This is a genomic window from Microcoleus sp. PH2017_12_PCY_D_A (assembly GCF_020738565.1).
Lineage (GTDB): Bacteria > Cyanobacteriota > Cyanobacteriia > Cyanobacteriales > Microcoleaceae > Microcoleus.
This window is the reverse complement of record NZ_JAEQCI010000020.1, coordinates 78,509-91,030: the sequence shown is the minus strand read 5'-3', so window position 1 is coordinate 91,030 and position 12,522 is coordinate 78,509. Positions and strand designations below refer to the sequence as shown.

General features: G+C 45.6%; 17 protein-coding genes and 1 tRNA gene. 6 read left to right on the top strand and 12 right to left on the bottom strand.

The features are described from left to right. Positions 1–61: 61 nt before the first annotated feature. Complete coding sequence (locus JGK39_RS33570; RefSeq protein ID WP_366048733.1) at positions 62–778, bottom strand: hypothetical protein; 717 nt, start codon at positions 776–778, stop codon at positions 62–64. A gap of 14 nt (positions 779–792) precedes the next feature. Next, positions 793–942, bottom strand: coding sequence for a hypothetical protein (locus JGK39_RS05130; RefSeq protein ID WP_293252153.1), 150 nt, complete (start codon positions 940–942; stop codon positions 793–795). A 125-nt stretch (positions 943–1,067) separates the two neighbouring features. Between JGK39_RS05130 and JGK39_RS05125 the strand changes: the two genes are divergently transcribed. Then, a complete protein-coding gene (locus JGK39_RS05125; RefSeq protein ID WP_293252155.1) occupies positions 1,068–1,427 on the top strand; it encodes a hypothetical protein in 360 nt (119 codons plus the stop codon). Further along, a complete protein-coding gene (locus JGK39_RS33565) occupies positions 1,424–1,609 on the top strand; it encodes an HNH endonuclease (protein ID WP_293302237.1) in 186 nt (61 codons plus the stop codon). Before JGK39_RS05125 ends, JGK39_RS33565 begins: the two co-directional genes overlap by 4 nt. A 159-nt stretch (positions 1,610–1,768) precedes the next feature. On the opposite strand, the gene JGK39_RS05120 is transcribed toward JGK39_RS33565, so the two are convergent. Beyond that, positions 1,769–3,013: an aminotransferase class V-fold PLP-dependent enzyme gene (locus JGK39_RS05120; protein WP_293252157.1), complete on the bottom strand. Its 1,245-nt coding sequence runs from the start codon at positions 3,011–3,013 to the stop codon at positions 1,769–1,771. Positions 3,014–3,272: 259 nt separating this feature from the next. Here JGK39_RS05120 and JGK39_RS05115 point away from each other — a divergent pair, with 259 nt between their 5' ends. The 4 genes from JGK39_RS05115 to JGK39_RS05100 all read left to right on the top strand — a co-directional run bounded on the left by JGK39_RS05115 (position 3,273) and on the right by JGK39_RS05100 (position 7,954). Next, positions 3,273–5,072, top strand: coding sequence for a TM0106 family RecB-like putative nuclease (locus JGK39_RS05115; RefSeq protein ID WP_293295862.1), 1,800 nt, complete (start codon positions 3,273–3,275; stop codon positions 5,070–5,072). Between the two features lie 431 nt (positions 5,073–5,503). Beyond that, positions 5,504–6,631: an esterase-like activity of phytase family protein gene (locus JGK39_RS05110; protein WP_293295864.1), complete on the top strand. Its 1,128-nt coding sequence runs from the start codon at positions 5,504–5,506 to the stop codon at positions 6,629–6,631. A gap of 56 nt (positions 6,632–6,687) precedes the next feature. Continuing rightward, a tRNA-Asp gene (locus tag JGK39_RS05105) sits at positions 6,688–6,761 on the top strand. 83 nt (positions 6,762–6,844) lie between these two features. Then, the gene (locus JGK39_RS05100) at positions 6,845–7,954 is read left to right on the top strand and encodes a site-specific integrase (RefSeq protein WP_293295866.1); all 1,110 of its coding nucleotides are present in this window, start codon (positions 6,845–6,847) and stop codon (positions 7,952–7,954) included. Here the strand turns inward: JGK39_RS05100 and JGK39_RS05095 are convergent. The 9 genes from JGK39_RS05095 to JGK39_RS05055 all read right to left on the bottom strand — a co-directional run bounded on the left by JGK39_RS05095 (position 7,951) and on the right by JGK39_RS05055 (position 12,255). Next, on the bottom strand, positions 7,951–8,394 hold the full coding sequence (locus tag JGK39_RS05095) for a L,D-transpeptidase (RefSeq protein ID WP_293295868.1): 444 nt from the start codon (positions 8,392–8,394) through the stop codon (positions 7,951–7,953). The genes JGK39_RS05100 and JGK39_RS05095 overlap by 4 nt on opposite strands. A gap of 193 nt (positions 8,395–8,587) precedes the next feature. Continuing rightward, positions 8,588–8,890, bottom strand: a complete 303-nt coding sequence (locus JGK39_RS05090; protein WP_293179392.1) for a hypothetical protein — start codon at positions 8,888–8,890, stop codon at positions 8,588–8,590. Further along, positions 8,874–9,251, bottom strand: coding sequence for a hypothetical protein (locus tag JGK39_RS05085; protein WP_293295870.1), 378 nt, complete (start codon positions 9,249–9,251; stop codon positions 8,874–8,876). The genes JGK39_RS05090 and JGK39_RS05085 overlap by 17 nt, the downstream gene beginning before the upstream one ends. Positions 9,252–9,319: 68 nt before the next feature. Continuing rightward, a complete protein-coding gene (locus JGK39_RS05080; RefSeq protein WP_293295872.1) occupies positions 9,320–9,523 on the bottom strand; it encodes a hypothetical protein in 204 nt (67 codons plus the stop codon). A gap of 90 nt (positions 9,524–9,613) precedes the next feature. Further along, positions 9,614–10,033 carry a hypothetical protein gene (locus JGK39_RS05075; RefSeq protein ID WP_293295874.1) on the bottom strand — a complete coding sequence of 140 codons (420 nt, stop codon included), beginning with the start codon at positions 10,031–10,033 and terminating at the stop codon, positions 9,614–9,616. Then, complete coding sequence (locus JGK39_RS05070) at positions 10,034–10,450, bottom strand: hypothetical protein (RefSeq protein ID WP_293295876.1); 417 nt, start codon at positions 10,448–10,450, stop codon at positions 10,034–10,036. A gap of 243 nt (positions 10,451–10,693) precedes the next feature. Further along, the gene (locus JGK39_RS05065; RefSeq protein ID WP_293295878.1) at positions 10,694–11,017 is read right to left on the bottom strand and encodes a hypothetical protein; all 324 of its coding nucleotides are present in this window, start codon (positions 11,015–11,017) and stop codon (positions 10,694–10,696) included. Positions 11,018–11,023: 6 nt separating this feature from the next. Next, entirely contained in the window at positions 11,024–11,917 is an 894-nt protein-coding gene (locus JGK39_RS05060; protein ID WP_293295880.1) for a hypothetical protein, read from the bottom strand. Next, complete coding sequence (locus tag JGK39_RS05055) at positions 11,917–12,255, bottom strand: hypothetical protein (protein WP_293295882.1); 339 nt, start codon at positions 12,253–12,255, stop codon at positions 11,917–11,919. The genes JGK39_RS05060 and JGK39_RS05055 overlap by 1 nt, the downstream gene beginning before the upstream one ends. Positions 12,256–12,522 lie beyond the last annotated feature (267 nt).

Below are 12,522 nucleotides of genomic sequence, written 5' to 3'. Positions count from 1 at the left end.
AAATCTTCCCTTGGAGGTAAGTCCCACTTGAGTTGATCGGCGACATTTTAGCTGCATCTCTTCATACTTCTTGCAAAATGCGATTATTCAAACGCTCATATTCATCCTCTAGCAGCCACATTTTAGCAGCTTCGTAATTCTCACTAGAAAAAATAACTTTATAGTTTTGTGCCGGATTATGAATGCAAAATATCCCTGATTTTTTCTTAACTAGCATCAGGATATAAGGAGGAGATATCAGACTATCAGCCCAGATTTCCGCAAACTCCCACTCAGTAGTGTTCGCAGATGAGCCAACCTCATTTTCCGGTAAAGATAGTACGAGAAATCCCTCTCTCTTATTATCCCATTTCAAGTTATTTTTAATCTGACAGATGCACTCACTAACATTCTGTTGGTACAGACTATCTATGCGATCGCAGTGCCATTCAAATATTACAACCCATTGAGGTTGCTCTGTCAAAATCGCTTTGAGAAATTCATCAAAACTTTTGCTTTCCCAATCTATCTCCGAGCCATTCACCTCGGATTCTAACAAGTCCAATCCTTTCCCTTGCACCGAAAAATTCAGCCATTCCATATTTCCCCAAACGGAAGGCAAAAGCTTGATTATATGGGGCGGAATTTGTCGCTCTACTAATTTTATATGCTTGCCCCAGAGGTAATATTTTTCGCCTTGAGGATATTCTACACCACCCCAAGTAAAAGTTTCCTGATGACATTCTAAATACTCAAGAGTCTGTCTTGTAGAAAGCAATATTTCAAAACAGGCATCCATAATTTATCCTTTAGTTAATCAACATCTCTGGGATACCACCAAAATTGTTTCAATCCAGATTCCCATCTTTTTTGTTCCCAATTATAGCGAAATTCGTGGATGTGGGGGTTGGGACGATCGGATGGGCGATCGCGGTCTGTCAAATCGACTCTACCCCAAGGCACATCATAGCCATTAGAATATAAATCAACTCACCTGTGTTTGACTGCGTGCGAATCCCCTTTACATAAAGAGCGAGCGAACTTGATATTATGCTAAAATTAAATGAGAGTGTCAGCAACTAAAAAAAATGGCAACAATTACTCTTCAAATTTCCGACGAACTAGCACTGCGATTAGATCCTCTCAAAGATGAATTACCACAGATTTTGATGCTGGGATTGAGGGAAGTCGAAGCCAATCCTTCAAACGGTTTTTCTGGACTCAGACAGATCTTAGAATTTATAGCAAGTTTACCGTCGCCACAAGAAATATTAGCCCTGCGTTTGTCCGACTCTCTTCAAGCAGAAATCGATACTTTATTAGAAAAAAACCGTACAGAAGGACTCACGCCGATCGAGCAGGGTTTGTGGCAACAATACGAATTTGTCGAACATTTAGTACGCATTGCAAAAACGCAAGCTTTGGTGAAAATGAGCGAGGCTGCATGAGCAAAACCTACGTTTCAGCTAGTTTGCGACGCATGATATGCGATCGCGCCACAGGATGCTGTGAATATTGTTTAATCCCAGAAACACTCGCCCTCTCGTCTCATCAGGTAGACCATATCATCGCAGAAAAACACAGGGGCGAAACAGTATTATCAGGTAAATCACGCAAAAAATCAACATAGAATGCTTGTTTGAAATAATATTTTTTAGAGTTGAAGCGCCCTAAAAACGGTTCGTAGTGAGGACTTCAGTCCGCAGCTTCAGAGGACTAAAGTCCTCACTACAAACCTTACTTATTGCTGTCGATCGACCCGACAATATATTAACAACGGCGGCGCACCCTACAGTATGGCGATCGCCCCTACCAACCGATCGATCTCCGCCTCAGTGGTAAAATAGTGAACGCAAGCCCGCACGCAGTCAGGATTCAGAATTGTCCTTACCATAATTCCCTGTTTCTCCAACAAACCAACTAACTGATTGTGTGGCATCCCATTAGTCAATCGAAAAGAAACTAAACCCGCTTCCGGCGCTGATTTCCGCAAACATTCTACATGACTTATTTCCGACAAACGCTGCCAAAGATACTTGCTCAAACGACAAATTTCTGCATATCTTTGCTCGATCGCACCCCATTCGTGTTGCAGGGCGATCGCACTTCGCAAACCAGAATACAAAGGATAAGCCGAAGTCGCAATCTCGTAGCGCTGAGATCCAGGCTTCCATCCAAGCACTTTAGCACTAGAATCCGTCACAATTCCCCGCCAACCGATAAACACTGGCTGCAAATCTACTAAAGCATCCGCACTCACATAAAGTCCGCCCAAACCCTCCGGGCCGCACCACCATTTATGACCAGTAAAAGCATAAAAGTCAACCCCCGACTCAATCAAATTTAAAGGCAAAACCCCGACAGATTGAGCCGCATCAACTAATACTCTGACTTTGTGATTATTCACAGGCAAATCCTCTTGTCCCTCCCCTTGATAAGGGGGGGTTAGGGGGGGTTCATTCAATACTTGCCAAGGGGGGGTTAGGGGGGGTTCATGACAGACTTTCACAATCTCAGCCAAAGGCAAAACTTGACCGGTATTCCACAAAATATGACTGATTACCAACAAGCGAGTATTTGGCTGCAAACTATCAGCAATTACCTGCACTGGATCTCCCTCATTCAAAGTCGCCGCCAGCGGACAAACATCAACCTCAATGTTGAAACGGCGCTGTAATTCCATTACACTAGCTACAATGCCCGGATGTTCGCAATCAGAAAGCAGCAGTCGATCGCCCGCTTGCCAGTCAATGCCCCACAGCGCAATATTGCAGCCCACCGTGACATCCTCAGTCAGGGCGATGGTTTCAGCAGGTACGGCCAACTCAGATGCGATCGCCCGTCGCGTCAGCATCGCCTCCTGAACCACCCAAGCCCCCACCTCCCCCGAAAACGGCCCCCCAAGCTGCACCCGCTTGTAAGCCTCATAAATCGCCTCTAAAGCAGGCTCAGGGAGCGGCCCTTGTCCGCCGTAGTTAAAATAAGCTTTATTGGCCAAAGCTGGGAATTGTTGCCGGTGATTGTCCTTTGTCATACTTTTCTGGGGAATTATTGATAGCCTTAATATTGCATAAATGTCGATCGTCAAAAACCTCTCTAAAAAAGGTTTCTTCCTCCTTCTTCCTCCCTCAGCATCTCTTTGGGGAATTTGTAGTGATATTTGAGGACAGTAAGTCGTCGTAAAATCTAGTTTTTGGATTCCGCCAAAATGCTCCCTGACTAATGACTAATGACTAATGACTAATGACCAATGACTAATGACTTCTAATTATTCTATGTTTTGCCAACACTAAATGTTAATAACTGACAAACTCTTACTTTCCTATCAGCGATGCCATCTCCGAGCATTTTTAGACACCTGCGGAGACTGGAAACAACTAGATCCTCCCAGCGACTTTCTGCTGAAACTGATGCGCGACAGCGGGACGTACCAGCAGCAGGTTTTAGAACACGAGACTTACCAACAACCATCATATCGTAGAGGAGATTGGGAAGCTGGGGCGGCCGCTACCTTGAGTTTAATGCAGCAAGGAGTCGATCGCATTTATCGAGGAGTGCTCATCCGGGGCGAATTCGGTAAAACCAGCGGCGCAAAAGATTCTCTGGTAGGAATTGACAGTCAATACTTCCCCGAATTTGGCGAAATTCCCGAAATTCCCCTGCATCTTTCATCCTCCACCCTTCACTCTTCAAATATTACCTTAGTCAGCCGCCCGCATTTATTAATCAAGCAGCCCGGACAATCCAAATTTGGCGATTGGAGTTATGCAACTGCGGATATTTGGCTTAGCAAGCGACCAAAATTAGACTATCAAATTATTGCAGCTTTTCACGCCCAAGTATTAGCTTCCATGCAGGAAAGAATGCCAGATCGTGCGTGGCTGATGCTACGAAAAAAAGGGCTTTGGGAAGTTAATCTCGATCGGCGGACTCCTGAGATGTTCGACATTTTAGACGACTGCATTGAGATGATCGAAAATCGGGATAAGCCGGAGGTTTTCATTTCCCGCCAAAAGTGCAATCTTTGCGGTTGGTATACTGTCTGTCACGCCGAAGCCGAATCTATTAAACATCTTTCACTATTGCCCGGAGTTACTGCCGGCCGCTATGCTAGACTAAAGAGTCTCGAAATTACTGATGTTGAATCTCTCGCTAATGCTAGTTCCCAATTGCTAGGTAGTTATCCAGAATTTCCCGATAAAGTGGCTTTTGATGTGGTGCGGCAAGCTCAATCTCACTTGCTCAATCAACCCCTGCTGCGAGATGAAGGAAGTTCAGAAACGGATTTTTTAACGGATTTAACCGATGTCACGGATAGAGGTTCGGCAGCGGATTCTGTAACGGATGTAACGGATGTAGGTTCGGCTGTGGCAGCGGTCAATCAGTTTATAAGAATACCAGAAAATCCAAATAATAGTTTAGTAATTCCTAAAATTGAGCTGGTAAAGAATACAGAAAATAAGCCTGCTTCACCTTCCAAGCCTGCGCCAATTCTCCGCAGCAAGCCTATTCCTTATTCTCAATCGGTGTTTTTGCCGATCGCCCCAATCGAACTCTACTTTGACATTGAAGCGGAACCCGACTTAAACTTAGATTATCTTCACGGAGTCTTAGTTGTGGACAGGTACAACAAAACTGAAAAATTTCACGGTTTCCTGGCAGAATCAGCAGCAGAGGAAGGTGCAATCTGGGAGCAATTTTTAGAATTAATGTGGGCTTATCCCATTGCTCCGATTTTCCACTTTTGCGACTACGAAGTCAAGACTTTTAAGCGGCTGGCTAAACTTTACAACACTCCAGCTTATCTGTGGAAACCGGTGCTGAAACGGTTTGTGGATATTCACAAGCAAGTGACGCAACAAGCGATTATGCCGGTGGAAAGTTACGCGCTGAAACCGATTGCGCGCTGGTTGGGTTTTGACTGGCGCGATGCTAAGGCTAATGGTGCTCAGTGTGTCTGCTGGTACGATGATTGGCTCAAAACGGGCGATCGAGATCTCTTGGAGGCGATCGTCCGCTACAATGAGGACGACTGTCGCGCTACTTATATAGTTAAAGATTGGTTGACTAATTTTTTGTTGGATCGAACATAGTTGATAGTTAAATGGGAAGGTTGACGCTTGTTAGACAGGATTTAACGCTCCAAAAGCGCCATAAATTTCGCGGTTGTCCGATAGTCCGACAGGGGTTAAAAACCCCTGTCTCATAGCGAAAGTCCTCTAAAAGAGGACTAAGATTACTCACATTTTTGGTCACATTCCACCGACAACAATTTATGTCAAATTCCACAGTCGGTTTTAACCGACTTTCGCTATGAGGTCGGGTTTAAACCCCTGCTGTCTCATAGCGAAAGTCCTCTAAAAGAAAACTAAGATTCCTCACGTTTTTCGTCAGATTCCACCGACAATTTATGTCAAATTCCACAGTCGTCTTCAGACGACTTTCGCTATGAGGCAGGGGTTTAAACCCCTGCCGGACCTTGGGTAAACACGCGCTAGAATTAAACCATTAATTATTAAGTAAAATGCGAAATTTAGCAAAAGCAACTATATTTATTGCCTGTTTTTTGATAGCCGCAACAGTTGCTATCTCGCTCCACCTGTCAGCCCAGTCTTTCGCTGTAACTAAAATAGATTTTATTGGGAGAGCAATATTTCCAACAGGTTCTCCGTTGCAAGGAACGGAAATTGGCGGGCTTTCGGCAATTACCTATGATGCCGATAAACAAGTTTATTATGCCATTTCTGACGATCGCAGCAGCAAGGCTCCGGCTCGCTTTTATTCTCTAAAAATTAACTTGGCATCTGGTAAACTGGAAAAAGAAAAGATTGAATTTACTGGTGTGACGACTTTATTGGATGAAAACGGTAAAAGTTTTCCCGAATTAAGTTTAGATCCAGAAGGGATAGCTTTTACGGGCAAGAGCGTGTTTGTTTCTTCCGAGGGAGATGTCGATCGCCAAATCGCTCCTTTCATCAAAGAATTCTCCCTGGATGGTAAACTGCTGAAAACGCTTTTAATTCCTGACCTATTTTTGCCCGATGCCAAAGGCACCAAAGGCATCCGCAACAATCTCGCCTTTGAAAGTTTGACTTTAACTGGCGATCGCAAATACCTATTCACCGCCACCGAAAACGCTACAGTTCAAGATGGCGCCGTAACTTCCCTGGAAAAAGGCAGCCCGTGCCGGATTTTGCGGTACGATGCGGTCAGCGGCAATCCAGATGCCTCTTTTCTCTACATCACCGAAGCGCTACCCGCCGGCGCGAATCCTGTGGGAAAATTAACTAGCAACGGTTTAGTGGATTTATTGGCGATCGACGACAAGCGCTTGATCAGTTTAGAGCGCGCTTTCTCCCTGGAAACCGGCACGACGATCAGAATTTTTGAGATTTCCTTGGAAAAAGCCGATCGCATTGAAGCAATCGCAAGCCTCAAAAGCCTTATCAGCGAGGTTTCTCCCGCTCAAAAACGGCTGCTGCTGGATTTGGAAACCCTGAAAATCCCCCTAGACAACATTGAGGGCTTGACATTTGGCCCCGATTTAGCCGATGGTAGCAGAGGTCTGATTTTGGTGAGCGACAACAACTTCAGTCCCCTGCAAGAGACTCAGATTTTGGGCTTCCAAATAAAAGTTCAAAAAACCTCTTGACAAACGGTGCAGTTATCTGCATAATAGAAATTGTGCCTGAAACAAAGGCAAAACGAGGGACAGTAGTTCAATTGGTTAGAGCACCGCCCTGTCACGGCGGAAGTTGCGGGTTCGAGCCCCGTCTGTCCCGTTCATAGCTGGTAAGAATCCCAGCAGTTTGATAGATTAGTAGGATCTACCGCAACTTAAATTTGCGCTGGAATTCCGCTAAAAATGAATATTAAGCCATCGAAAGATAGACAAGGCGTCCGCCTGCAATTCACTGTTGAGGGTGTTTCGTTTTCCTTCGCCCCTTTGAAAGGGGGTAAATGGGAAAATAAGCGCGATCGGCAATTGGTCGCAGCTATTGCTACAAGAATTGAAAATGATGTTCTTGCTGGGCATTTTGATTCGTCATTAGAAAAGTATCGGCATAAAAGTAGCGCTGAAATTCCGCTAGCCAAAGGAGGACGGAAGTTAAAATGGCTCGACATTTGGGACAAGTGGGTTTTCTCCCTTGATCTGCCAAATTCTACCGCAGCCGATCACTATGCCTGTGTACGAGCTATGCTTGTCAAGGCAAAAAATCCCTCGCTCGATAATATTGAATGGCTTCAATTTAGCAAGCTAGCTGCCAGTACCTTTAACCGCCGATTATCGATGCTGCGATCGTGCCTGCTGTGGGCCGTAGAAGAAGGCTTTGTTGAGCCAGTGGATAATCCCTTGAAGAAGGTTCGCTCCCGCATTACCACCGAAGATGAACGACGGCGATCGGACAAGAAAAAAGCGCCATTGTCAGACGCTGAAATCGAAAAAATATTAGATCATGTCGATCGGGTCTATGTCACTTACGCACCGTTTGTGCGATTTTTACTTTTTTCGGGAGTGAGGACTGGGGAAGCTGTCGGGTTAACTTGGGACAGTGTTGATTTAGAAAAGCGCTTGATTTTTATCAGGCAGTCGGTGTCTCGGCAGCGGGGGAAATACCAGAAAATTTGTAAATCTCCTAAGACCAAAGAATCTGTCCGCACTTTGAAGATGTCCGATCGTGTCTTTGTTCTCTTTAGCTCAATAATTACCGAGAATGCTTGTGGTCTAATTTTTAAAAGCCCCAAGGGGCAAATTATAGATCATGGCAATTTTCGTTCTCAATGTTGGATGCCCACATTATTGTTTTTAGATATTCCTTACAGAAAGCCCTACGCTACGCGACACACTCTTCTGAGTCAAGCTCTCGAAAGTGGCTTGTCGGTGCCACAAGTTGCTCAAATTGCTGGGCATCGCGACGGTAAGATGATCCTTCAGCACTACGGCCACGTTATAAATCAGCCACAATTGCCTTAGTGATAGTTAACCGAGAGTGGAATTGACTTGATGCCGGATTTTGCGATCGCCTCCATGCGATCGCAAAATCTTTGCCATCCCGAGAAATTTTTGAGCACGATGCACCCAGCACTTCCTGGCGCATTGGCATCGAAGTGAATCCCTAGCTCACTTCTGGTATCACCCAAGCTTGACACTGGATCCGGTGTGATGTGAAAGAAAAATCCTTCTATTCCTCGTGTCGGCAGCCAGTAGGGAGTTGTGGGGATTCTGTAGTCAAAGCCTGCTGGAATCGGCCCTTTTCCCCTTGCCCATTCATCGCCCGGCTGCTGCCATTGCTGGCAACCCGAAGTTGCTATGTAGTCAATATATTGTCCGTCGCGATAAACTAATTTCAAGCTGCCGTAAATCAGGTCACTGGACGCAGTTAGCGGCATCGTAAAGGCGAGTGAATGGCTCACGTGAGACTCCGTTATTTTTGCAGGGGTGACGGAGCCAAAAAAGCTCCTATGACGGCAATTATTGTAATTATTAATTCAATTAAGCTTGGTGGAATTGGCTGCGCCTCTAATATTACAATTATCAGTCCTAGACAAGAAACGAAAGCGCAAAGACATATACAAAACAATGCAATACGTAGTGAGATTTTGTCCATTAGTCTTTCCTGTTCTGGAATGTAATTTTGGAAACCCAATCGAGAATTTGAGCTATTTGTTCCCCTTGGAACTTCACCTGTTGAGCTTGCAATTTCATTTGCTGCGCCATGTGTTCCCGTTGTTTAACTGCTTCCTTTATCTCTATTTCCCTTAATCGAATTTCTTCTAAGTGTTCTTTTCTTTGCTGTTTTCTGGCTTGCCAGAAACTTATTGACAATCCAAGAAAAGCGACGATTAGCCCAAGGGAAGCAATTACAGTGGTAGCAATATCTGCCTTGATTAGGTCAACGAGCTTCTGCATTTTGTCTCACGCTAGCAAGAGTCAAATATTCTTTTAAGATTACTGTTGTATCAAGGAAAAGTAGGACTGCTGTAGGTACTGACTTCACCAGTTCTTCATCTATCTGAAGAAATCTCGGAGGCGTTGAGCAAAGGGCCCCATTCCATGTAAATGGGTAATATTTGTCTTTTTTGCCATCGTAAACCCCCCATCTTCTTAGTCCAAAGGGTTTAGCCTGCCAGTGCACTAAGCAAAAATTGCCTGCGAGACGGAATTTGTTAATTATTGGGTTGAAATCCATCTTTAGCTCGAAGTCTGGGAGGTGTGGGTATGTTAGTCTCACCTGCCCTTTCACTGTTTCTGCAATTACAATTGGCGTCATTTTTCTTGCCGACTATATTAATTCAAAGATGGCAAAATCCGTATTTCACCATCTTTTGACTGGAAGGGTTACGCGGCTGGTTGTTCGACCGGCTCTGCTGGGATATCGATTTGCTCGTTGACCTGACTGGTTAGGTTTTGTAGGGCCATGATGGCTTCGTTAAGCGAGACTTCGTTTTGTCCAGAGCCTCCAGTCCTTTCGTCAATTTGCTTTGTGTAATTAAAGTTGGCCGTAATTGCGGCTAGAACCACTTGTGCGAATCTTGGATCCATGAGTTTTATTGGTTGGTTGATTGTTTGCTTGACTAGCTATTGAACGTATCTTTTACAGGTCAACTAGCTTTGTTTATCCTAAGACATCTTTTATGGATTGTCTACTAAGTTTTCGAGTTGTTCGGTAATATCTTCCAATTGTCCGATAACACCTTCAATGCTTGGAATACTATTGTCACTAACGGCGATAATCCGACAATGAAACCCTGTTGAGGGGTTGATTAGCAGGCGCATTGAGAATAGGTCGTTTCGATAGCGAAAGTTTGGAATCCGAACGAAGTCGATCGTGTTTATCGAGCCCTGAAAAGCGCACAATCGTTCGACTAATGGCGTTTCTTGTATTCGAGAAAATAAAGCTACCGCTACCTCGACAAATTCCCCTGTTTCCACATATTCACCCGTGTCATCGGACTGGAACACCAAGAACAAGGTGTTCAGCGGGAACCAGTCTGTGTAAACCGGAGTCGCGGTGATAATTTGCGTGTCTAGAACAACAGTAAGTGCAGGCATTTAGCCATAGTTTTCGCCGTGATAGGTCAAGCTCAAAGGGGACTTTGGCGATAAGAATGCGCTAGTAGAAGTGTAATCATACACCTCTTTTATTTGTTCGATTTGATTGTTGTCCCCTGGCGCGTAAGGGACGACAATCTTAAAGTTACTCTCGCCAGTCTTGTTGTCGGGTGAACCGAAACACGCGGAGATATGACGCGGTTCCGCATTGCCAAGGCGGTCAATCGTTGGGTTGTTGGTTGCCACTTGACGGGCTAAGAGCGAGGGTGTTAAGGGAGTTAATTCGTCGCCATTCTCATCGTAATATTGCCTTTGGTTAATTAAAGCATCCTCTAAGTTATCCTGAGTGTATCGAATTTTTAAATCTCTACCCCTGACCGTCTTAAAGGTCTTAATTGTTTCGGCGCTAGTCGGCATTTACTCCTAGTATTGCAGTGCTTTCTGCCTCGTCTTCCCCTGTGGACTCTAATAATTCTTCTGCTTCGCTCATCTCGTCGAAGGATAGAAGGTCACACGCATCGGGGTCTATTGTGTTCGTTGTGGCAGACTTTAGATCGATCCATTCAATTGAGCTTTTGGTACCCTTGCGTGTGGCTTTGTGAGCTCCATGGAAACTGATTGTACCGTCGGAATTCGATTCGTTCTTGACGATGATGTATCTCATTTTATTCCTTTGACTATTTCGCCATTTCCACTGCTGGAAATTACTAGGGGGTTCTCTTCTATTTGCTCCCAAAATAGTATCCATTCGGGAGTCCCCGGCCTGAATGGATACTCGATCTGGTAGCTCAGCCCTTCTGTATCTATTAGGCTTGCCTTTCTTGGCTTAACATTGCGAGGTAATGCACAAAAACCGGGGCCCTGAGTGGTGTTGGAGGAGAAAATTTCTGGTATCAATTCGGGGGCGATTTCCGAGACGGATAGAGATACAGAAAAGTAAACTTTTCCGGTGTCCGTCGTGTAATCGCCACGATAGGTGGCCACTGTTTTTTACGGAAGTGCCGCGGGATTCTTGGATGAGAATCTTTTGTCCCACTCGCCTCTATATCCAAGGCAGAGGGTTGCGGGAACGTCTCGCAGCGCGATCGCACAAGTCCGAATATCTGCGTTTAGTCGGCTGGTCATCGGGACAAGCATTGCGGATTTTTTTAGACCGACGGTTGATTCTGCACCGCCCCCGTCGCCCTCTACAATCCGCCTCGACTGTTGCATGACAACCCTAAACCTTCGGTGTTCGAAGGATTTCCCGCGAAATCCGGGGCATCTACTTTGGCTTGTGTTGATGCCTCCGCCCGCCACCAAGCAATCGTCTATGGCGTCTGCGTACACTGCGTAGGGTGCGTCTGCGACGTCTGTCGCCATCTTGAAAGCTTTGTTGAGTTCCTTCGTGCCGTCCGTGTCGTAGACCATACTGCCGACATAGCTCAGCTCTTTTTGACCGGCTGGTGACTCAGCGATCACGATCGGGGTCGGTACGATCGCAGTAGCTGGTGCTGGTAGCTCGTCGATAATGTTGTTCCATGTTTCTCCCTCCAGGGAGACACAAACTACCGGTGCAATGAGGCCTAAGACCGTGGCTATTGCATTTGATGTCGCTACTATACTTACTTTGTCTGGGACGGGAATTGATACAGTCTTCCCGCCTTCAAACCAAAATACCAGTTTCCTTGGCGACCATGGAAATCCTTCGGCGTCGCAAGGTATCCCTTTTGAGTCTTTATCTACGATAGTCCCGCCAACTGCGGTGATGATCGTCTCAATGTTGTCGTCCGTAAGGGTGTCTGGAATTTTGAATGTGTAGCTGTATCGGATGGGGGCTGTTGCGACTCCCCAGTCGGGTACGTAGTTATCTCCCCGAAAGGTAATCCCTTCTGGTCTGGCCATTAGCTAGCCTCCGATGCGAGTTCGAGTCCGGTAGGTTGCAAATCAAAGCTGAGCGTATAGTTTTGCCGCAAAGTGCCCGGGGTGACGCTTGCGCCAGAGGCGATCGACGGATTAGGCTTTGCAACCGTCGCTTTAGTCGGCCGTGCTGTCGGAGCCAAAGCGGTTACTGCTGAGTGAGTGCGATCGACAATTTGCCGAATCACTTCCATCCCGTTACCTGTAGTGGCATCCGCTTCAGATGCAGAAAGGCCGGGAAGTGATGCGAGGGGGATACGGATTTCGCTTGTAGCCGTATCGAAGATGTAACCGGCGAAAATCTCGTTCGGTGAAATTTGCATAAATCGAAAGTCGAAGTAATTTGTTGACCCTTCAAGCCTAGCGAAAAGCGCCGTTCATGTCCGTTTTCTGAAACGAAAACGACTCGTCGGGTTTAAAGGTAAAAACACTCGACGACCAGTTCGCGATAGTAGTTTCAGGCGTTGATATGTAATAGAGCAATATGCCATAATTATTTAAATATTTATTTATTGTAGGTGACACCCTATGCAGTCAACTTTGATGACGGTAAAGATAGCGAGCGACCTTCTACTCAAGCTCAAACAGCG

Excerpts from the sequence above, each read along its gene's own strand:
- JGK39_RS05100 (WP_293295866.1), top strand. The coding sequence starts at position 6,845 with ATGAATATTAAGCCATCGAAAGATAGACAAGGCGTCCGCCTGCAATTC.
- JGK39_RS05075 (WP_293295874.1), bottom strand. The coding sequence starts at position 10,033 with ATGCCTGCACTTACTGTTGTTCTAGACACGCAAATTATCACCGCGACT.
- JGK39_RS05120 (WP_293252157.1), bottom strand. The coding sequence starts at position 3,013 with ATGACAAAGGACAATCACCGGCAACAATTCCCAGCTTTGGCCAATAAA.
- JGK39_RS33565 (WP_293302237.1), top strand. The coding sequence starts at position 1,424 with ATGAGCAAAACCTACGTTTCAGCTAGTTTGCGACGCATGATATGCGAT.
- JGK39_RS05060 (WP_293295880.1), bottom strand. The coding sequence starts at position 11,917 with ATGGCCAGACCAGAAGGGATTACCTTTCGGGGAGATAACTACGTACCC.
- JGK39_RS05085 (WP_293295870.1), bottom strand. The coding sequence starts at position 9,251 with ATGACGCCAATTGTAATTGCAGAAACAGTGAAAGGGCAGGTGAGACTA.
- JGK39_RS05070 (WP_293295876.1), bottom strand. The coding sequence starts at position 10,450 with ATGCCGACTAGCGCCGAAACAATTAAGACCTTTAAGACGGTCAGGGGT.
- JGK39_RS05125 (WP_293252155.1), top strand. The coding sequence starts at position 1,068 with ATGGCAACAATTACTCTTCAAATTTCCGACGAACTAGCACTGCGATTA.
- JGK39_RS05110 (WP_293295864.1), top strand. The coding sequence starts at position 5,504 with ATGCGAAATTTAGCAAAAGCAACTATATTTATTGCCTGTTTTTTGATA.
- JGK39_RS05090 (WP_293179392.1), bottom strand. The coding sequence starts at position 8,890 with ATGCAGAAGCTCGTTGACCTAATCAAGGCAGATATTGCTACCACTGTA.
- JGK39_RS05115 (WP_293295862.1), top strand. The coding sequence starts at position 3,273 with ATGTTAATAACTGACAAACTCTTACTTTCCTATCAGCGATGCCATCTC.
- JGK39_RS33570 (WP_366048733.1), bottom strand. The coding sequence starts at position 778 with ATGGATGCCTGTTTTGAAATATTGCTTTCTACAAGACAGACTCTTGAG.
- JGK39_RS05080 (WP_293295872.1), bottom strand. The coding sequence starts at position 9,523 with ATGGATCCAAGATTCGCACAAGTGGTTCTAGCCGCAATTACGGCCAAC.
- JGK39_RS05055 (WP_293295882.1), bottom strand. The coding sequence starts at position 12,255 with ATGCAAATTTCACCGAACGAGATTTTCGCCGGTTACATCTTCGATACG.